We start from the raw sequence: 18536 nt of genomic DNA on the forward strand, positions 1-18536 counted from the left end.
AAACAGACAAAGCAGTCAAGTATCCACTCATGTGTCCGGTGACTGAATCGCTTGCATTGAATAGGATACCGGCATTCATCCCCATGGAGGAAGGTCCTGAAACAATGGCGCGTCCATCCCACCGCATTGCCAGTTTACTGTATGAAATCGACCCTGGATCACAAGTCGTTGCTTCAGGTTGGGTAAGAACCCGACGTGATTCGAAGAATGGCTTCTCGTTCATCGAACTGAACGACGGGTCCTGCATGTCCAATCTGCAAATCGTGATCGACGCCAGCGTGCCCGGCTACGAGGAGCACATCAAAGAAGCAGGCACAGGCGCAAGCCTTGAGGTTCGCGGAGAACTCAAGGAGTCCCCCGGATCGAAGCAACGTGTCGAACTTCACGCCAGCGAATTCACGCTTCTCGGCAAAGCTGATGGCGACACCTATCCGCTGCAGAAGAAACGTCACAGCTTCGAGTATCTTCGGGAAATCGCACATCTCCGACCTCGAACCAATACGTTCGGAGCCATTGCCCGAGTCCGCAATTGCGTGTGCAGAACGATCCACGACTTCTTTCAGGAGCGAGGATTCCTTTACGTTCACACTCCCATCATCACGACCAGCGACTGCGAAGGCGCCGGGGAAATGTTCACCGTCACCACGCTGGACCAGACGCCCAGTTCGGCGGGAGACTACAGCGAAGATTTCTTCGGGAAGAAGGCATCGCTCACCGTTTCCGGTCAGCTGGAAGCAGAGATCTACGCTTGCTCTGTCGGTCCGGTTTACACATTCAGCCCGACGTTTCGCGCGGAGAATTCCAACACAACGCGCCACCTGTCCGAATTCTGGATGATCGAACCGGAAGTCCCGTTCTTCGAACTGGACGACAATATGCAACTGGCTGAGGAGTTCATCAAAACTCTGGTCCAGAAGTGCCTCGACGAATGCGCGGAAGACATGGCGTTCTTCAATCAGCGGATCGACAAGGAGATCATGACCACGCTTCGGAATATTCTCGACAATGAATTCCGAAGGATTTCGTACACCGAAGCTGTCGATCTTCTGCTCGCCTCCGGGAAAAAGTGGGAGTATCCCGTTTCGTGGGGAACCAATCTTCAGGCAGAGCACGAACGCTGGCTCACCGAAGAACATTTCGGCCAACCGTTAATCGTTTACGATTATCCCCGGACGATCAAACCGTTTTACATGTACTGCAACGAAGACGAAAAGACCGTGCGGGCGATGGACGTTCTCGTTCCGCGCGTCGGAGAAATTATCGGTGGCAGTCAGCGAGAACACCGTCTCGATGTTCTCGAAAAACGGCTCGTCGAATGCGGCCTCGACGCGGAAGAATACTGGTGGTATCTCGATTTGCGGCGGTTTGGTTCCGTGCCTCACAGCGGTTTCGGACTCGGTCTCGAACGAGCCATCCTGCTGCTCACGGGGATGCAAAACATTCGTGACGTAATCCCGTTTCCGCGAACCCCAAAGAACGCGGAATTCTAGAGCAAGTTGCTCTTTCCAGTGCACTCGCTTGCAATGTTTCATTCGACAAAACGCTGAGCTTGCTCGTGCGAGTGAGTGTAAACTCAATCAGAAAGTGTTCTCGTCGCGTTTGACTTCGCACTGCTCGTACCGTCCGCTCCAACTCCCGATTCCAACATCTTATGTCCAACAGCGACTCGCCAATGACTCTCCGTGAACTTCAAGACCTCATTGAGGTGATGTATTCATCGAAAGATGAACAACGAGGAATTGACGGAACATTCATGTGGTTGATGGAGGAAGTCGGAGAACTGGCCGGAGCGCTCCGTGAAGGAACGCAAGAAGAGATCGCCCGTGAGTTTGCCGACGTGCTGGCCTGGCTCGCAACGATTGCCAATGTCGGCAACATCGACCTGCAGAAAGCTGTTCGTGAAAAGTATGGAAACGGCTGCCCGGGCTGCGGAGAGATGGTTTGTGCTTGCGGGATTGAAGAGAAACCGTGATGAACAGAAAACGTCCGCAGCGAAGTTCATATTCGCTCCGGACGTTTTTGAAATCGCCGTGAGTTCAATCGCAGGAGGCCCCTGCTCGATTAATTGAACTGCCAGCCGTAGCTGTTGAGCTCAAGCACGAGGAAAATACATCCCGTAATGAGCGAGGCGACTGCCACAAACAGCAGGCCGACATAGATATCTGGTGCGGGATCTTCTTTCGCCATAGTTTCTCTCCCTGTCTGACTCTCAGTGAGTCGCTCTCGCTGAGATGCTGAGAATGTCTGTCACGTTGCGGGTTTGTCAAAAGGGAACTGAAAACCGTCCCCGAATACTTCAATGATCACTCAGTCTTGGCAGACTAGAGCAAGTTGCTCTTTCCTGTGCACTCGCTTGCACTGTTTCATAAGTTAAAAAGGCTGTGCTTGCTCGTGCGAGATCGTGCATACAAAATCAGAAAACGCTCTAAGTTCCGAGGCGAGATGTGACGTTGTCGCCTTTCTGAATAATCCCGTACTTCGCAGGGAGAACGACTTCACCCACTGCACTGTCCGGAGCAACATCGACGACTCGAACGCGGCCGAGCCATTCGGAATTTGCTTCGTCTGATTTCAACCGAACGACATCCAGTTCATGCCCGACGATGAGGCCATCGTCTGATCCGATTGACATTGAGACGTACTGCACTCGATTGGCACGATTCTTCCGAACTTCTCGGACGAGTCCTTCAACCGGTGGTGGGGGAAGCTTCAGCTTTTCAACAACGTCGGGATCCGTTTCCAGTCCGTTCGCTGCGACCACTCGTTCCAGATAGCCAACTTTTTCCAGCTGTCGATTGTAGTTGGTCTTCAACTCAGCGAGATTGGTTTCGAGAGTGAATTTTTCGTCTCGCAGATCACGATTGTCAGCGACGGACTTATCGAGTGCGACGCGGAGTTTTTCGTTTTCGATGCGTTGCTTCTCTGCTTCCTGCTGGCGAAATCGTGCTTCCGCAGCTTTCGCTTCCGCGAGGCCAGTCTGTTCCGCTCTCAACGCTTCACGACGGTTACTTTCTTCCGTCAGATTCTTGATCTGCATTTCCATCGCCTGCTGTTGTGCAGCCAGGCGGCCAGCCCGTTCTTCCGCAGCTGTCAGCTGCGTTTCTAACTCGGTTTTGGCGATGGTCAGCTGTCCCTGAGCATCCTGAGTCGACTGACGCTGCAGAGCGAGTTCAGACTGAACCGCTTCATACTGTCCCTTCCAGTTCTGATGCATTGAATAGACAGCACCGGCAAAGGCCATAAAAAGGATGCTGAGAACCACTTGCACAACGACAAGGATTTTACCGACGTATGACATGAACGAACTCCAACGTGATCGTGGAAAGCTTCACTGACACCAAACTCTGGCCGAATTAGTTGACCGGAGCGGGATTGTATTCTTCCAATAGTTTTTGACGTTCTTTCGCCCGATCAAGCTGCTCCTGCAACTGATAATCGGTATCTCGGAGCTGTCCGAGGACTTCCCGCAGGCGGAACATGTCCGCTTCAACTTCCCTGACCTGCTGCCCAAGCCGAACCACGTCATCGCGTCGGGCCTGAACTTGAGTTTCCAGTTTGCTCGATTCGACAGACATTCCGGTCACTTTATTCGACAGCTCGTCGAATTCGTTGTTGATCGCTGTCAGTCGAGCTCGCAGTTGATCCACATAAGCGGTCAAAGCTGCGTCATCCATTTCGTTCAGTTTTTTCAGTGCAGCGATTTTGTCGCGGAGAGCCGGTTCTCGCTGTTGAAGGTTCTGCAACTCCTGCTGCTGCTTCTGATAAACCTCGTCCATGATTTTGGTCAGGACTTCTGGCAACACCTTCGAGCTGGCCACTTGCCCCTGATCACTTCCGCGAACAGCCTGCCAGGCACGGTCTGCACTTGGCGAACGCGTGATCTCGTAGGCGTTGAAGTATTTTTCGGACATCACACCCGACCAGTCCGGTCCGCCGAATGTTGCTGCAATGGCAAATCCGACAAATCCCAGACTGGCGACTGTCACAAAAGCTGCAAGGATTTTGCTGAACGAGGTCATTCTGGAGTGAATCCAACGTTGAGAGACTGACGCGAATCATCCTCGATCATTCTCGGAACATCAGGAACCGAAAATTCGAGCATGGAAAGAAGAGGAGAAGAAGAAATCTCAATCGTCCGTGGTCTCTTCAAACCGCGTGTCGGCAATTTGTATGGACATGATCGACAAAGGAAGTGCTGTCTGAAACTCAAATACAAGTCTCTTGATTCGACAGTCCACTCGCAAGGGAAAATTCTCACGAGTTCATATCGAATTCAAAACACGAACTTTCAGTTCAACATATCTTCTGCCAGTTGTTTCAGTTTCGGCATTCGCTGACAAATGTGGAGACAGAAGTCACTGAGTTTCACAGAGTGAATCTTCTTCGACGCTTCTGACAGCGACTGTACCGATTATACGAGCAATTCATGCCATCAGTTAAGGGGGGTCGTATCCGCCTTCACAAAATGGATGGCACCGACACAATCGATACAATCCCTTCAATGCCCCTTTGATCGGCCCGTGTTTTCGAACTGCTTCAATAAAGAAATTGCTGCAAGAGGGATAAAACCGACACCGCCCCCCAAGAAAAGGGCCAAGCGTCACCTGATAGAGTTTGACCATCAGAATGAGGACGAGAGACGCACTCCAGGAAAGTGCCTCGCGACAACGGGTCCACAGACTCTTGCCAGCTGCGATCGGTTTCTCGACATCGCGATCATCAAATTCGGCGACCGGACTTCCCGAAACGGGATCACCTGTTGACGATTGAGAATTCATCGAGCAGTGTTACCTTGAATGAGATTCGTGACTCCATGGCCAACGAATCTGGCAGCTTTCACGAAATTGTTGCGTAAGACGTTCTAATGAGCTCCGCAGGAACCGCACCCGCCTCCGCCCCCGGATGGTGCAGGTAATGCCACCGGGCCATCGGCTCCAACTGGCTGAACTTCAATGATCCCCAGCCCTGCGGCGGCAGCTTGAAGAGCGAGCTTCGTGCACTCGGGCCCCCGCTCATTTAAGACGTACAAAATCAGTATTTCGTTATCGAGAGTTCGTTCCATTTCGATCAGTTGAAGATCCAGTCCCCAGTCGCTGATCCGCTGATGCCACGCCGCAAACTCTTGCTCCAGTTGTCGTTGCGACTCAACTTGCGTGCTCCGATCAATATCGGTCGCCAATCGGACGACTTCGAATTCTGGATCGGGAGACTCCTGATTCGGCTCAACAGGTGGTCGAACGAATTCGAGGGCCGTTCCGATTTCCTCGCCTCGATGAGTTCGCAGAACGACGACATCCCCTCTCGACACAGCCAGAGAATCCGGAATTCCCGCCCGGGCGACTTCAGGAACCGCTCCAAAGCGGACAAGCGCGACTGTCATTCAATCTCACCATTCTTATAAAAATCAATTCACGACCTGTCCCGAAGCCACACTGCAGGCCGAGAGCGTGTTGCAGTTCCCTGTTTACTCTTTGGAACTCGTTACTCTTGGGAACTCATCGCCGATCAACGGGTGAATTGAGTACACTGACCGGACCATATTTCTCACTCGATTAAGTATCTCACCCTCGTTCGCCAATGCAAGGACAAACCCCGATCTGCTATCTCGACGGAGAAGTCATTCCGTTCGAAGATGCCAAGCTTCCCATCTATGACTTGGGAGTCATGCAGGGAGCGACGATCACCGAACGCCTGCGGACTGTCCGGCACGTCCCCTATCTCGTCTCGGAACACCTTCTCCGAATGCAGGAGTCGCTGCGGCTCGCAGAATTTCCCATTTCCGAAACCCTTTCTTCCCTTAGCGATGTCATTCACCACATCGCCGAAACGAATACAGGCTTCATTCCGAAAGAGTCCGATTTAACGATTGTCGTCTTTGTGACTGCCGGTCAGGCCATGGGAGATGCAAACGGGATCATTGCGGAAACCCATCCGACCGTTTGCGTTTACTCGGCGCCTCTCCCACTCCAAAAGTGGTCGCGTTGGCATCGCGATGGTGTTCACTTAGTGATTCCTGAGCGTCGGCAGATTCCGGTCGAATGTCTTGATCCTCGCATTAAGATGCGAAGCCGCCTGCACTGGATGCTCGCCGATCAGGCAGCACGAAAAGTCGATCCGCACGCGATGGCATTGCTCCTCAATCTCGACGGACATTTGACCGAGACCAGCAGCGGGAATCTGTTTATCGTGCGGGACAATCAGCTGAAAAGTCCTCCCAGAGAAAAGACGCTGAATGGCATCAGTCAGCATGTAGTCGTTGAGCTTTGCGACCGCCTGGGATTGAAGTTCTCATTCGAAGAACTCAGCCCGTCTGACTTAATGAACGTCGAAGAGGCCTTTCTAACCTCGTCAACGTATTGCCTCGTCCCGGTCCGGGCTGTCAATTCGCAGCACTGTTTTTCATCGACTCCGGGACCAGTGACTCGAAGACTTCAAGAGGAATGGAGCCAACAAATTGGGCTCGATTTCGTTTCACAGTGCACTTCGACCGATGAATGACAGCAACAATCGGGAAAGCAGAAAGTCACAGACCGTGGCTTTGTCTAAATTCCGCGAGCGGACTCTTTCTCAGGAGTCGCTGGCCACTTTGAGCTGTTTCATCCGTTCGCGCGCCCGATGAAGTGTCGGCCCAACGGAGTTCTCGGGGATTCCCAGCTCGTTGCTGATTTCGCGGTACGTTTTCCCGTCGATGTGGTAGAGCCTGACAATCCTCGCTTCCGAAGATGGGAGCTGAGAGATCAAAACGCGGACTTCTTCGGAATCCGAAAGTCGCTGGACATGATCCGCTCCACCCTGATCGAGAGAAGACTGATGAGCATTCACATGGCCCATTGCTTCCAGCTGTTTCCGTTTCACCAGCGAATTGACGACGATTCGTCGAGCGACGACGACGAGATACGATGCCAGCGAGGATTTTCCGCGAAAGTGTCGCAGAACAGCGAATTCGTTTTTGAGGAGCGTCAGAAAGATTTCAGAGCACAAATCGTCGATGTCATCTTGAGACAACCGAACACTTCTGGCGTGTGCGGTATTCGAGATGACATGCACGAACGTTCCCAGAAAACGATCAACAAATTCCTCCCACGCACCCGCTTCCCGTTCGAGACACCGAGTCAGGATCTGACGATCTGTTTCAATGAAAGGCACCTGTTTGATCCCAGTTGGGGAAAATAGTTGGCTCCGTCTGCCCCGCAGAATCCCTTATCGACCATTCTACGCGTCGACCTGAAAAACGACAACAGCGACATTTTGTCCACTACGATCATCAAGGTGAGTCGGAAAACTTCCCGTATCTATATTCGTCCACGTTGACTCCGGTGTTGACGCACTCTAACTCGTCTCACCATAATCCCAAACAACTTAGATGGTCTGATGGTCGCACAAGCCTTGTCCGTTGGACACTGCGGGGTTACCCCGCGGGAGAAGTGTTGTTCCCGATTCGATGGATGAAGGTTCTCAACGCCAAGCAAGTTTGCGTTCAGAACCTTCGCCACAGGATGCGTTGTGCGGCCAACAGACCATCTTTCTTCTCCAGAGAACCTGATCGTTTCGATACGTCTTCGAAGGATCACTCACAGAATCCGAATCGGCCGCACGCAGGATTGAATTGAAGCATGGGATGGTTCGATTTCCTCCGGAAAATCTTCGGGTTCGGTCGCGCGGAATCCAGTCAAGGCTCACAAACCGTTGCTGACGCGCCACTTGCCGAAGCCCCGGTTACCGAGTCTTCCGCCGCTGAGTCTCCGTCTTCAGATGTTTCGGATTCAGAAGTTTCGGAGCCGGCCGAGAAACGGAAGGCGGAACCGCGCCCCAACAGTACGGTTCCTCGACCGGACGTCCACCTGCGGCCATTGGACTATGTTCCAAGTACCGTTCCGATACCTCCCGATCGCGAGATTGTTTCCGAGAAGCCCTATCGTTTCGCGGTTCCTGCCCCCAGAACGGGTGAATTTCTTGACTTAAGCCGTGACAGTGACGAGCGCTGGCTTGAGTACTATGGACTCCCGCGTCTCAAAACACCGGACGATCTCGCCGACTGGCTCGGCGTGACGACTGGCACCCTCGCATGGCTGACACACCGTTTTCGCGAAGGGCATCGTCCCTCTGATGAACGTGACAGCCACTACCATTACCGTTGGATCGCCAAGCGTTCCGAAGGGTGGAGACTCATTGAAGCTCCCAAGTCGAAACTCAAAGACGTCCAGACAAAGATTCTTCGCGGCATTCTCGACTCCGTGCCCGCCCACTCCGCCGCACATGGTTTTGTGCCGGGACGGTCAATTGTTTCAAATGCCACTCCGCATTCCGGAAGCAAATTCATCCTCAAAATGGATCTTGAGGACTTCTACCCAACCGTCAGATACTCACGAGTCGTCGCAATTTACCGAAGCCTCGGGTTCAGTCGGGAAGTGAGTCTCTGGCTGGCACGCCTGAGCGTCTCGGCGCTTCCGTGGAGTCTCAAATCGCCCGTTTCCGCTCATGAATACGTGGTTTACACCGCTCATCATTTGCCGCAAGGGGCTCCGACTTCACCCGCACTCGCGAATCTTTCGGCATATGGCCTCGACATTCGACTCGCTGGAATGGCGAACGCTTACCGGATTCGATACACGCGGTACGCAGACGACCTGACATTTTCCGGCCCTGGCCTTTCAATCCCCGCGTTGAACGAATTCATTCCGCTGGCAAAGAAGATCATCCGTGAAGAGCGATTCACGATGAATCGCCGCAAGCTGAAAGTGATCCGTAATTCTCAACGCCAAATCGTGACAGGAGTCGTCGTCAACGAGAAGACGAATGTCTCCCGGAAAGAGTTCGATCAACTCAAAGCGATTTTGTACAATTGCATCAAGCACGGACCACAATCGCAGAACCGAGCAGAGATCGCGAACTTCGCAGAACATTTGCGAGGCCGGATTGCACACATTTCCCAGTTAAACCCGCGGCGGGGAGCGAAATTAATGCGAATGTACAGCCAAATCGGCTGGACATAAGGATTGGCTGACCGGGGTCTGTGTGAACGACTTGTAACAGAATCACGACAGCCTTTTTTCGGCCTCAGCGACTGCAATCGCGATCAAGATTGTGGAGACGAGACGTCGGTCGCAGCGTGATTGAATGGTTCGTCGTTCGGGCCAGATGATCGGAAAGGACTCGCGGTCACAGCATGTCTGTCAGTGATAACCCCTTCGAAACTCCGTCGCCACGGGGCGTTCGACTCGTGCAAGCAACGTTGCGAGTGACGTTGGCCCTGCAATGCTGGGGGTACGCTGCCCAAAGAATTCATCATCACGCGGATTATGTTCTGACTGACCTCCTCGCTCAGGCTAAAGACTGGGATGTCGATCGTGTTCAACAGGTCAACGACATCACAGCTTACGTTCTCATCGTCAGCGGGTTGCTGATTCTCATTCGACCGATCTGGCTGATCCTCCTTCCCCTCGCTGGGTGGCAAATCGGAATGGCCGTCGCTGCCGTTGTCATGGGAAGCAGCGCTGTTTCGGCTCTCGAACCCGCCAGCCAGGCTGTTCGGTATACATTGCCGACTGCGCTGTTACTTGTGGACTTCTGGCCTCCGAAAGTCAAACCGGGACTGGCGGTCTGCCTGTCGTCGATCGGTTTACTCCGCTTCGCGATTGCAGCGACTTTCATCGGACAGGGACTTCTCGCTCTGTACGAATTCCAGCGGGGCGGAAACCTTGTCGAACTGATCACCCTGACGTCTCAGAACTTCTTAGGCAGAGACCTTTCGAGTGATCAGGCCCAGAACTTGTTGGCGATCGTTGGAGCAGTCGATGTCGCGATTGCTGTTGCGCTGTTGAGTTCGAGGAATCGACTTGTGGCTCTGTGGGCTGCCCTCTGGGGCTTGGCGACAGCATTCAGCTATACTATTGCATTCGGGATCGACGGGTATCCCTCGACACTTGTTCGAGCGGCGGATGTCGGCGCTGTTCTGACTGTTCTCATCTTCTGGATTGTGGCAGTCGAAGAACAACCTGCGAGGATTCTTCCCGAGGTCGAAGACGAAGACCTTTCGTGACGAGGAATTCCGTCTAGTTGCGGATGCTCTGCCTCGCCGAACTGTTGGATTGAACTGACGCCTCAACTATGCTGAAGGGATCGTTGATGCATCAATTACCCTCCAACTCTCCCTATTCCTAGGAACTGCACATGCCAGTACCTCGCTTCCTTGCTTTATTGTCCCTTCTCCTCTTCGCGTTCCCTGTTCAAACATGGTCCGCCCCGCCGAATGTCGTTCTGCTGATTTCTGACGATCAGGCGTGGGGAGACTATGGCTTCATGGGCCATGAAGCCATTCAAACACCGAATTTGGACAAACTGGCCGAAGAGTCATTGACGTTTACTCGCGGCTATGTGCCTGACAGCTTGTGCCGACCGTCGCTGGTAACAATCGTGACTGGACGTTACCCGCACCAGCACGGAATCGTCGGGAACGATCCTCCTCCCCCGTCGGATCTGGTTGGCAAGCCAAAGCGAACAATCACTTCGGATCCTCGCTATTTGCCGATTCGCAATCAGTACATCGAACATATTGACGACGAAACCACACTCGCGGATTACCTTCACGAAAACCTTGGCTACACATCTCACCAGTCCGGAAAATGGTGGGAAGGTCACTTCTCGCGAGGCGGATTCACACAGGGGATGACCCACGGAGACCGGACCAAAGGGGGACGTCATGGCGACCTCGGCCTGAAGATTGGCCGCGACGGCATGGAGCCTGTTCTGAATTACATCGACGAATCCGTCGAAAACGACTCTCCATTCTTTGTCTATTACGCTCCGTTCCTGCCGCACACTCCACACAATCCGCCGAAGCGACTTCTTGACAAGTACAAGGACAAAACGCCTCATCTTCCAGTCGCCAAGTATTGGGCGATGTGTGAATGGTTCGACGAAACATGCGGCGAACTCCTGAATCACCTCGAAGAGAAAAACGTCGCTGACAACACGATTGTGCTTTACGTCACCGACAACGGCTGGATCAACCAAACCGAACGAAGCGCTTACGCTCCTCGCTCAAAACGGTCACAGTACGAAGGCGGAGTCCGAACACCGATCATGGTTCGCTGGAATGGCAAAGTCACTCCGAAGATGGACACCACTCACCTCGCCAGCTCGATCGATCTCGTTCCGACTGTTCTCGCAGCTGTGGGAATCGATGTTCCTGAGTCATTCGACGGGATCAACCTGCTTGACGAAAAGGCCGTTGAAGCACGTGACGTGATCTTCGGAGAGATCTTCGAACATGACATTCGCGACATGACAGACCCGGTCGCCAGCCTTCGTTATCGATGGATTATCGAAGGGGACTGGAAGCTGATCGTCCCACACAAGCCGGTCGAAGAAGACGGGAAGACCGAACTTTTCAACCTCGCTGATGACCCACACGAAGAGCACAATCTGGCCAAAGACAATCCCGAACTGGTCAAGCGTCTTCGCCGCCGCATCAATCGCTGGTGGAAAGTGAATTCGCGGGCTGCGGCAACTCAGGGATCGTAAACTTCACCGGCAGGCTGAGAAGAGATCGCATCGCAACCGACCATTTTTTCCAACGGCTCAACCGAACTCGTCCGGAGAAAACGTCGTAGTTGCGGTGTTCGATCTCGTGCAGCAACTCGCTGTAGGTCCCGAAGAATCCCCGCAGAATCCGTCGACCGTCCGGGGAAACACATTCCAGAAGCGGGAGCGCCTTGCGGTAATAGCTCCACGCTCGCTCGACTTCGAATTCCATCAGTTGCTTAAAAGATGGACTCTGCCGCTGGTCGGCCAAATCGTCGGGGGAATAGTTGAACTGCTCCAGGTCTTCCAGCGGAAGATAGAGGCGTCCGCGTTCCGAGTCTTCGGAAAGATCTCGAAGAATATTGGTGAGCTGAAACGCCGTCCCGCAGTCGATGGCGAACTGTTCGGCATCTTGACCGGAGTATCCCCAGATTCCGATACAACACAGCCCGACCGCCCCAGCGACCTGATAGCAATAGTGTTCCAGTTGGTCGAACGTCTGAAAACGTCGCGGAACAAGATCAGACTCGACTCCGTCAATGACATCGAGAAACCGCTCAAGAGGAATCTCTTTTCGGGCTGCGACATCTCTGAGAGCGAGAAGAATGGGTTCACTCGAAGTGCCAGTGTCGAAGGCCTCGTGAACCTGTGTCCTCCATTCCAGCAACTTCTGTCGGCGGAGACTTAACTCAAGATCTTCGTCGTCACCGATGTTGTCGGTGACGCGCATGAATGAGTAAAGCACGCACATCTCTCGAAACATTGGTCGCGGCAATGAGAGAAACGCGCAGTAGAAATTGCTTCCGCTGTTGCGGGCCAGACGTTCACAGTGCCGATAGGCTGTTTCAAGTTGTGTCGATGTCAAACTGAATAGCAATTCTTTACGGTGAGCGGGATTCACTCCGCTTCAATGAAGCCGAGAGACGTGAGGAACTCGTCCATCCCTGCGACCGTCTTCTCATAGTTTTCATCGTTTCCGCGTCCGAGATTGAAGAATCCGTGCGGTTCCCCTTCGAAGAGCATCAGCTCACTCCGACTTCCAACATCCTGCATGGCTTTCTGAAACGCTTTCGCAGTCGAAACAGGAATCAGCTTGTCTTTGGTCCCGAGAAAAACAATCGCTGGCGGCATGCCTGTTCGGATGTTGTGCAGAGGCGAAATCTCGAGATAGCGGTCTTTGACGCGTTCGTATCCGTAACCGTCCGGGCCGTTGTCGTAAACGGGATTGAACAGAACCAGTGCGTTGGGAACGCAGCTGACCGATGTCTCTTCGCCGGGCTCATTCAGTTCCGGAACAGTGGCCACAGCCGCAGCGACATGCCCCCCGGCAGACCCGCCACCAGCGGCGATTCGGTCGGGATCAATGTTCAATTCTTCAGCGTGTGACCGCACCCATCGCATCGCCGATTTCCCGTCTTGGACACAATGAAAGGGTGTCGTTTGATTTCGACTCTTCACTCGGTAATCCGCTGCCATGGCGACCACTCCCTGATCAGCCAGATGACGGCATTGTGAATAAAACTGTGATGGAGAACCGCCATTCCATCCCCCGCCAAAGAAGAAGACGATGGCAGGCCGCGGTTCATCTGATGGAGCAGGTTCAAAAATATGAAGTGACAACTCAACATCATCGATCGTCTTGTAAACCTGTTGGCGGTCAGGCTCCGGCTTCTGAACCGTCTCCGATTCCTGAGCCCAAATGACACTATTGAGAGTCATGACGATCGCGAGAAGTGAGAGTCGATGCTTCATGATTGATGCCGCTCGAATTTGCAGTTTTCTCAAAGAACAAAATGGGATCATATGTCCCCGGAGCAACCCTTGGAAGGCAATCGACGATCTGCCGCCACAGATGTCGCATTCATTCCAATTCAGGTCGCTCCGATCCTTGTCAGGAGTTTTGAAGACCTTCAGCAACATCAGTTCGATATGCGGTCAGTCCCGGCAGAATTCCGATCAGTGTCGCCATGACAATCAATACCGGGATCACAATGAATTCTGTTGTCGTGAACGCACGCGGATCGATCAATAATCCGCTTCGGGCTTCGATGATGGGAGCTGCGACAAATACGATCGCGTGACCGAGAAGCAGTCCACCAATCCCTCCAATGAGGCATAGCAGAAGGGACTCGACGAGAATCAACGAGAAGACCGTTTGCCGACGAGCACCCAGTGCTCGCATGACAGCGATTTCCCGGCGTCGATCCGACATCGAGTTGTAGATACTCACAAAGATCCCGATTCCCGAAACGATGATGATCAGTGCGGTCAGATAGAGAAGCGCGAGGCGGATGTTTCCGACGAGGTTGCGCATTAACCGCGCCATGACCTGGACCGTGTTTGCACCCTGAGCCTGAAAACCATCCTTCAACATCGTTTGCATCGACATCGTGGCATTCGCTCGCTGCAACTCATTCCCCTTCATGACCAGCAGAATGCTCGTCACCTCTTTCTGAATATCAGGGAGCGGACCGTGATCATGATGGGCATGTTCTTCGGCTGATTCGTTTTCGTGTTTCAAAATTTCATCGATGTCATCTTTGTGCCGTTGGATGACTTCTTCTTCCGTCTCTCCGAAGAACTTCGCTTCGCGTTCGATGGCTTCGCGGACCGGTTTGCTGTGATCCGACATCTGGAAGAATCCATCAATATGAACGAAGACGGTCCGATCATTGGGAGTTCCCGTTGGAGCCAGAACACCTCGGACGGTGAACTCTTCATCATGAACATGATCGTCCTGGCCAGCATGAATCATCTTGAACTTCGATCCAGCAGACCAACCATTGCGTTGGGCGACTTGTGAGCCGATCACAGCATCCCATGTTCCCCGCAGACCGTGTTCTTCATTTCCAATTCGGAACTTCTTCCCCGGAGCATATTCCAGCAACAGAAACTGAGGAGTCGTCCCGACAATTGGGAAATCCCCAACTTCTGTCGTGTCACCCAGATTCATTGGAATTGCATGTTCAACCGTTTTGTAATCCTTGAGTTCTTCGTAAAATCTCCACGGGAGATTCTCAATCGGACGATCCATGCGATAAATCGTGCTCAACACGAGTTGCAGATCGCTGCCTTTGGGGCCAACGACCAGATCGTATCCGCTTCCGGATTCCTGAAACATTTCCGTGATAACATTGTTGAGGATCAACACCGCCACCATCAGTGCGACACCGAGTGCAACACTGAGGGCTGTGAGGAAAGACGGAACCCAACGCTGTTTCAGACTTTTCAGTGCGATAGTGATGAGATTCATGCGGTCACCTCAATCTGATTGAAATTGCTGAGTTGTTCGATTCGATCGAACTGGCTCGACACCTCTTCGGAGTGAGTGACTAACATCAACGTGACTTTCTTTTCCTCGCAAGTTTCACGAATGAGCTGCAGGATCAATTTCTGATTGGCGACGTCCACGCTCGCGGTCGGCTCGTCTGCCAACACCAGTCGCGGCCGACTCGCCAATGCACGGGCGACCGAAACGCGTTGCTGTTCTCCCACTGATAGCTGCATGGGTCGGTGATGCATCCGATCTTTCAGGCCAACGCGTTCCATCAACTCAACAGCATGAGCCCGACTCTGCTTGCCTGCGAAAGCCATCCCGAGCAACACATTTTCCAGTGCAGAGAACGCTGGCAGTAAGTGAAATGTTTGGAAAACAATTCCGATCCGCTCGGCTCGAAACCGATCCCGAGCCGGTTCGGAGAGCTCTGTAATATTGACGCCGCCGACAATGACCGCTCCGGAATCCGGTCGCGTAATTCCCGAAATAATATTCAGCAGTGTCGTTTTGCCTCCTCCACTGCGACCGACGAGCGCAACCTGTTCACCCTCTGTCAGTTGGAAATGAGGAACGTTGATCACCGGAAGCGAGCCGCCTCCCGGTTCACGATAGCTCTTCTTCAAATTCACGATTTCCAGCGACATGAGATCCAGTCTTCCTTATTGCGTGAGCCAGGTTTCATGTGACGATTGATAATGATTCTTTGAATCGCGCACATCGGTTCTCGTGTGTGAGTGTAGCGGATTGTATGGATCGATTCCTGGTGGGGAAAGAATGAATCACACGATCTCCTGAAGACCGGCTTTCAGTTTGAAACGAGAGATTCGGCACTCCCAACATGGGGAATCGAACTGAAGTCCTGACACTTCGTCTTACGGGAGCGTGTACTCTTCCTGATGCTCGATGACCTTCATCGTTTTCCATTTTCCCTGAAGAAAGCGGACGAGAAATCCTATTCCCAGAACGATGATGAAGATGGTCGCTGCGACCCAGCAGGAATACAGACTCTGACTGGTCTGCACGATCCACAACGTCGGGAGAACCATCAACAGCCAGCTCATGGTCACCGTATAGATCATGGAGAAACGCGTCTCGCCGGCGCCGCGAATTGCAGAGCCAAACACAATCGCCATTGCATCGAAGAGTGTGTAGACCGCAACGAAACGCAGCAAATGAATCACAATCGGTTCAATTTCAGCGAACATGTCCCGTTCCTGACTGTGCATAAACGGAGACAAAATCGTTTCCGGGATTGTCAGGTAAATGGCTGCGAATCCGATCATATACAGCCCGGAAATCGCCATCGCACTCCAGACTGTTCTCGTCGCAAGTTCCGGCCGTTGCTCACCGACGCGGCGTCCGACCAGTGTCAGCACTGCGGTTCCCATTCCGAGCATCGGAACAAATGCGAGAGAATTTAGTGTGAACGCAAGGTTTGTCGCTGCCTGTTCGAGTGTGCCAAGTCGACCAACTAGTGCCAAAAAGGCGGTGAATGCTCCGACGTCCAGCGCCATTTGAATGCCGTTCGGAAACCCATAGAACAACATACGCCGCAAGAGAGGGGGATCGAATCCGAACGTCTCGCCGAACGGATACGATTCTCGTCGGGCTGTCCGAATCAACAAGACTGCGAAAACGATCGCCGCCACAACCTGAGCGATGACCGTTCCAACAGCGGCTCCGCGAATGCCAAGCGCCGGAAAACCTGCGACTCCAAAGATCAGGAGATAGTCCAGAATTCCGTTAAGGATTGATGTCCCCACGTTCACATACATGACTGCGAGCGTCTCTTTTCGAGCTGCGAAGAACGACGAAAGGACTGTCGCGGCAAGCATCGGAAGTGCAGCTGGGGCGACGTAGCAGAAGTATTCCACTTCGAGCACCTGAACCCTCGGCTCGTGCTCCATGAACGCGAAGACATCTTTCGCAAAGATCACAAACGGCAAAATGAAAGCCGCTCCCAATGTCGCGACGAGAAGTCCCTGCCAGATCGAGGAAGCAACGCGATCTTTTCTTTGAGCCCCTTCGTACTGAGCGACGAAAGCGTTGGTGTATCCAGCAATCCCCAGCGGGAGACTGAGAGACGTCCAAAGCATCATCGAAGCGGGCATCGAAGCAGCGAGTGCATCGATATCGAGGACTGCCAGGAACGCGCGATCGACAGCATTCATCAACGACAGCGAACCGGCGCTGATAATGAGGGGAAACGCAACGTATAGCAATTCCCGCAGAGACCCTGCAGGCGCGGCGGCACCGTCACTGTTCGCGGTCTCTGTGTCCATAACATCGAGGAGCGCTGAATCACTTGATCCAGTCGCTGTTCATAGAAGAATCGAAGGGACGCTCAGAGTCCTGAAAGCGTCGACACAATCGTCTTGCGGACGCAAAACAATCGCAAATAGCACCAAACATCACTTTACCATTGAGTCTGCAAACGCTTCGTCATTAAACCCGACATACAACGTTTTTCCCTTGCGGACGATCGGCGATCTCAGACTTCCAGTGGGACCGAGGAGATGTTTTTTCAACAGTTCCTCGTCCGCATCTTTCGTTTTGAATTCGACGACCGATTTGCCGCGCGCCGCAATCACTTTCGAGACTGTCTCGACGATCTCAAAAGCTGCTTCGGGACCGAGTCGTTCCTTGTTGGCGCTCGACGTTTCTTTGGGAACGATGGAGTGCTCTTCGAGAAACGCATCCATCTTCTTGCACGTCGTACACCCCGAACGACGGTAGTACCAGTCGACTTTGCTCGCCATCGCTTGTTCCAGTCCTGAGTTGCGGCGATCCTGACAGAGAGAGCAAGCCGCTCTCTTCTTTTCCTTCAGGATGAGGAAGCCATCGCCAATTCGGAATCTCTTGTTCTCGGTATCGCTGAAATGATTGTTCGGTCTGTCGAAATCTGCAACAGTCAGGAAGTGAACTCGCGAAAAATTGTTCGACAGGAACGCCCCGAATGGCCCGACCACCGGCACACGACTCCAACGTCCCGGAGATTCTCGCTGCGGCACACCACCCCAAACACATCCGTACTCGACTCAGCCTTCAGAAGAACCCTTCCTATCTCAAGGATTTCATTTACGGAGCGATCGACGGAGCGGTGACCACATTCGCAGTCGTTTCAGGAGTCGCGGGGGCCGGACTGTCCTCGAGCATTGTCTTAATTCTCGGTGTCGCCAATCTCATTGGAGACGGCTTCAGCATGGCGGCCGGAAATTTTCTGGGAACACAGGCAGAACTCGAACAGATGTCCAAACTTCGTCAGATGGAACAGCAACACATCAACGAAGTCCCGGACGGGGAGCGAGAAGAGATTCGCCAGATTTTCCGCGAGAAGGGATTTGAAGGCGAACTGCTCGACCGCGTTGTGGAAGTCATCACTGCGGATGATCACCGATGGATAGAAACCATGCTTCAAGAAGAGCACGGGGTTTCTCTGACTCGAACATCTCCCTGGCGGGCAGCGACGACAACTTTCGTCGCTTTTCTTTTTGTCGGTGCGATCCCGTTGATCCCATTCGTGTTCTCGTTCGGGGGCAGCAGCCTCATCCAAACGCCATTTCTGGCAAGTACCGCACTGACAGGAGTCGCATTCTTCGCCGTGGGCGCTTTCAAGTCTCGATTTGTCGAGCAACACTGGTTGAGAGCGGGACTTGAAACACTCCTCGTGGGAGGACTCGCCGCCGGGCTCGCTTATCTCTGTGGGCTTGCTCTCGGAGGCCTGAAGTAGGAGTGC

19 protein-coding genes are annotated in these 18536 nt (G+C 53.1%); 7 read left to right on the plus strand and 12 right to left on the minus strand.

Going from position 1 to position 18536, the window contains the following annotated elements:
• Window positions 1-104: 104 nt before the first annotated feature.
• Both asnS and KOR42_RS12430 read left to right on the plus strand, forming a co-directional pair.
• The gene (gene asnS, locus KOR42_RS12425) at window positions 105-1490 is read left to right on the plus strand and encodes an asparagine--tRNA ligase (protein ID WP_146510148.1); all 1386 of its coding nucleotides are present in this window, start codon (window positions 105-107) and stop codon (window positions 1488-1490) included.
• Window positions 1491-1672: 182 nt separating this feature from the next.
• Entirely contained in the window at window positions 1673-1972 is a 300-nt protein-coding gene (locus KOR42_RS12430; protein ID WP_231740896.1) for a MazG nucleotide pyrophosphohydrolase domain-containing protein, read from the plus strand.
• A gap of 89 nt (window positions 1973-2061) precedes the next feature.
• Here KOR42_RS12430 and KOR42_RS27655 read toward each other — a convergent pair whose 3' ends face one another.
• The 5 genes from KOR42_RS27655 to KOR42_RS12450 form a co-directional block, all read right to left on the minus strand.
• A complete protein-coding gene (locus tag KOR42_RS27655; protein ID WP_261342051.1) occupies window positions 2062-2187 on the minus strand; it encodes a hypothetical protein in 126 nt (41 codons plus the stop codon).
• A gap of 238 nt (window positions 2188-2425) precedes the next feature.
• The gene (locus KOR42_RS12435; RefSeq protein ID WP_146510150.1) at window positions 2426-3298 is read right to left on the minus strand and encodes a hypothetical protein; all 873 of its coding nucleotides are present in this window, start codon (window positions 3296-3298) and stop codon (window positions 2426-2428) included.
• Between the two features lie 55 nt (window positions 3299-3353).
• Complete coding sequence (locus KOR42_RS12440; RefSeq protein ID WP_146510151.1) at window positions 3354-4019, minus strand: coiled-coil domain-containing protein; 666 nt, start codon at window positions 4017-4019, stop codon at window positions 3354-3356.
• A gap of 417 nt (window positions 4020-4436) precedes the next feature.
• Window positions 4437-4778 (minus strand): membrane protein insertion efficiency factor YidD, encoded by a 342-nt coding sequence (gene yidD / locus KOR42_RS12445; RefSeq protein WP_146510152.1) that lies wholly within the window; start codon window positions 4776-4778, stop codon window positions 4437-4439.
• 83 nt (window positions 4779-4861) lie between these two features.
• Window positions 4862-5380 carry a hypothetical protein gene (locus KOR42_RS12450; protein ID WP_146510153.1) on the minus strand — a complete coding sequence of 173 codons (519 nt, stop codon included), beginning with the start codon at window positions 5378-5380 and terminating at the stop codon, window positions 4862-4864.
• 197 nt (window positions 5381-5577) lie between these two features.
• Between KOR42_RS12450 and KOR42_RS12455 the strand changes: the two genes are divergently transcribed.
• Window positions 5578-6498 carry an aminotransferase class IV gene (locus KOR42_RS12455; protein ID WP_146510154.1) on the plus strand — a complete coding sequence of 307 codons (921 nt, stop codon included), beginning with the start codon at window positions 5578-5580 and terminating at the stop codon, window positions 6496-6498.
• 69 nt (window positions 6499-6567) lie between these two features.
• On the opposite strand, the gene KOR42_RS12460 is transcribed toward KOR42_RS12455, so the two are convergent.
• Complete coding sequence (locus KOR42_RS12460) at window positions 6568-7146, minus strand: RNA polymerase sigma factor (RefSeq protein ID WP_231740897.1); 579 nt, start codon at window positions 7144-7146, stop codon at window positions 6568-6570.
• A gap of 467 nt (window positions 7147-7613) precedes the next feature.
• Between KOR42_RS12460 and KOR42_RS12465 the strand changes: the two genes are divergently transcribed.
• From KOR42_RS12465 to KOR42_RS12475, 3 genes are all read left to right on the plus strand, one after another.
• Entirely contained in the window at window positions 7614-8993 is a 1380-nt protein-coding gene (locus tag KOR42_RS12465; RefSeq protein WP_146510155.1) for a reverse transcriptase family protein, read from the plus strand.
• Between the two features lie 173 nt (window positions 8994-9166).
• Window positions 9167-10039 carry a hypothetical protein gene (locus tag KOR42_RS12470; protein WP_146510156.1) on the plus strand — a complete coding sequence of 291 codons (873 nt, stop codon included), beginning with the start codon at window positions 9167-9169 and terminating at the stop codon, window positions 10037-10039.
• Window positions 10040-10170: 131 nt separating this feature from the next.
• Window positions 10171-11523 carry a sulfatase family protein gene (locus tag KOR42_RS12475; RefSeq protein WP_146510157.1) on the plus strand — a complete coding sequence of 451 codons (1353 nt, stop codon included), beginning with the start codon at window positions 10171-10173 and terminating at the stop codon, window positions 11521-11523.
• Here the strand turns inward: KOR42_RS12475 and KOR42_RS12480 are convergent.
• The 6 genes from KOR42_RS12480 to KOR42_RS12505 all read right to left on the minus strand — a co-directional run bounded on the left by KOR42_RS12480 (window position 11471) and on the right by KOR42_RS12505 (window position 17559).
• Complete coding sequence (locus KOR42_RS12480) at window positions 11471-12424, minus strand: phytoene/squalene synthase family protein (protein ID WP_146510158.1); 954 nt, start codon at window positions 12422-12424, stop codon at window positions 11471-11473. The two genes, KOR42_RS12475 and KOR42_RS12480, sit on opposite strands and share 53 nt — an antisense overlap.
• Complete coding sequence (locus KOR42_RS12485) at window positions 12421-13275, minus strand: alpha/beta hydrolase (RefSeq protein ID WP_197441123.1); 855 nt, start codon at window positions 13273-13275, stop codon at window positions 12421-12423. The genes KOR42_RS12480 and KOR42_RS12485 overlap by 4 nt, the downstream gene beginning before the upstream one ends.
• Before the next feature lie 139 nt (window positions 13276-13414).
• Window positions 13415-14776 carry an ABC transporter permease gene (locus tag KOR42_RS12490; RefSeq protein WP_146510159.1) on the minus strand — a complete coding sequence of 454 codons (1362 nt, stop codon included), beginning with the start codon at window positions 14774-14776 and terminating at the stop codon, window positions 13415-13417.
• Entirely contained in the window at window positions 14773-15444 is a 672-nt protein-coding gene (locus tag KOR42_RS12495) for an ABC transporter ATP-binding protein (protein WP_146510160.1), read from the minus strand. The genes KOR42_RS12490 and KOR42_RS12495 overlap by 4 nt, the downstream gene beginning before the upstream one ends.
• A 228-nt stretch (window positions 15445-15672) precedes the next feature.
• Window positions 15673-17082: an MATE family efflux transporter gene (locus KOR42_RS12500; RefSeq protein ID WP_146510161.1), complete on the minus strand. Its 1410-nt coding sequence runs from the start codon at window positions 17080-17082 to the stop codon at window positions 15673-15675.
• Window positions 17083-17211: 129 nt separating this feature from the next.
• Window positions 17212-17559 (minus strand): ArsC family (seleno)protein, encoded by a 348-nt coding sequence (locus KOR42_RS12505; protein WP_146510162.1) that lies wholly within the window; start codon window positions 17557-17559, stop codon window positions 17212-17214.
• Between the two features lie 197 nt (window positions 17560-17756).
• On the opposite strand from KOR42_RS12505, the gene KOR42_RS12510 reads away from it, so the two are divergent.
• Window positions 17757-18530: a VIT1/CCC1 transporter family protein gene (locus KOR42_RS12510; protein ID WP_146510163.1), complete on the plus strand. Its 774-nt coding sequence runs from the start codon at window positions 17757-17759 to the stop codon at window positions 18528-18530.
• Window positions 18531-18536: the final 6 nt, after the last annotated feature.

Source organism: Thalassoglobus neptunius (genome assembly GCF_007859735.1).
GTDB lineage: Bacteria > Planctomycetota > Planctomycetia > Planctomycetales > Planctomycetaceae > Thalassoglobus > Thalassoglobus neptunius.

What these genes read in the sequence shown, in the direction of transcription:
- KOR42_RS12495 (WP_146510160.1), bottom strand. Translation starts at nt 15,444, where the DNA reads ATGTCGCTGGAAATCGTGAATTTGAAGAAGAGCTATCGTGAACCGGGA.
- KOR42_RS12510 (WP_146510163.1), top strand. Translation starts at nt 17,757, where the DNA reads ATGGCCCGACCACCGGCACACGACTCCAACGTCCCGGAGATTCTCGCT.
- KOR42_RS12475 (WP_146510157.1), top strand. Translation starts at nt 10,171, where the DNA reads ATGCCAGTACCTCGCTTCCTTGCTTTATTGTCCCTTCTCCTCTTCGCG.
- KOR42_RS12455 (WP_146510154.1), top strand. Translation starts at nt 5,578, where the DNA reads ATGCAAGGACAAACCCCGATCTGCTATCTCGACGGAGAAGTCATTCCG.
- KOR42_RS12435 (WP_146510150.1), bottom strand. Translation starts at nt 3,298, where the DNA reads ATGTCATACGTCGGTAAAATCCTTGTCGTTGTGCAAGTGGTTCTCAGC.
- KOR42_RS12500 (WP_146510161.1), bottom strand. Translation starts at nt 17,082, where the DNA reads ATGGACACAGAGACCGCGAACAGTGACGGTGCCGCCGCGCCTGCAGGG.
- KOR42_RS12465 (WP_146510155.1), top strand. Translation starts at nt 7,614, where the DNA reads ATGGGATGGTTCGATTTCCTCCGGAAAATCTTCGGGTTCGGTCGCGCG.
- yidD (WP_146510152.1), bottom strand. Translation starts at nt 4,778, where the DNA reads ATGAATTCTCAATCGTCAACAGGTGATCCCGTTTCGGGAAGTCCGGTC.
- KOR42_RS12505 (WP_146510162.1), bottom strand. Translation starts at nt 17,559, where the DNA reads ATGGCGAGCAAAGTCGACTGGTACTACCGTCGTTCGGGGTGTACGACG.
- KOR42_RS12430 (WP_231740896.1), top strand. Translation starts at nt 1,673, where the DNA reads ATGACTCTCCGTGAACTTCAAGACCTCATTGAGGTGATGTATTCATCG.
- KOR42_RS12485 (WP_197441123.1), bottom strand. Translation starts at nt 13,275, where the DNA reads ATGAAGCATCGACTCTCACTTCTCGCGATCGTCATGACTCTCAATAGT.
- KOR42_RS12440 (WP_146510151.1), bottom strand. Translation starts at nt 4,019, where the DNA reads ATGACCTCGTTCAGCAAAATCCTTGCAGCTTTTGTGACAGTCGCCAGT.
- asnS (WP_146510148.1), top strand. Translation starts at nt 105, where the DNA reads ATGGCGCGTCCATCCCACCGCATTGCCAGTTTACTGTATGAAATCGAC.
- KOR42_RS12450 (WP_146510153.1), bottom strand. Translation starts at nt 5,380, where the DNA reads ATGACAGTCGCGCTTGTCCGCTTTGGAGCGGTTCCTGAAGTCGCCCGG.
- KOR42_RS12470 (WP_146510156.1), top strand. Translation starts at nt 9,167, where the DNA reads ATGTCTGTCAGTGATAACCCCTTCGAAACTCCGTCGCCACGGGGCGTT.
- KOR42_RS12490 (WP_146510159.1), bottom strand. Translation starts at nt 14,776, where the DNA reads ATGAATCTCATCACTATCGCACTGAAAAGTCTGAAACAGCGTTGGGTT.
- KOR42_RS27655 (WP_261342051.1), bottom strand. Translation starts at nt 2,187, where the DNA reads ATGGCGAAAGAAGATCCCGCACCAGATATCTATGTCGGCCTGCTGTTT.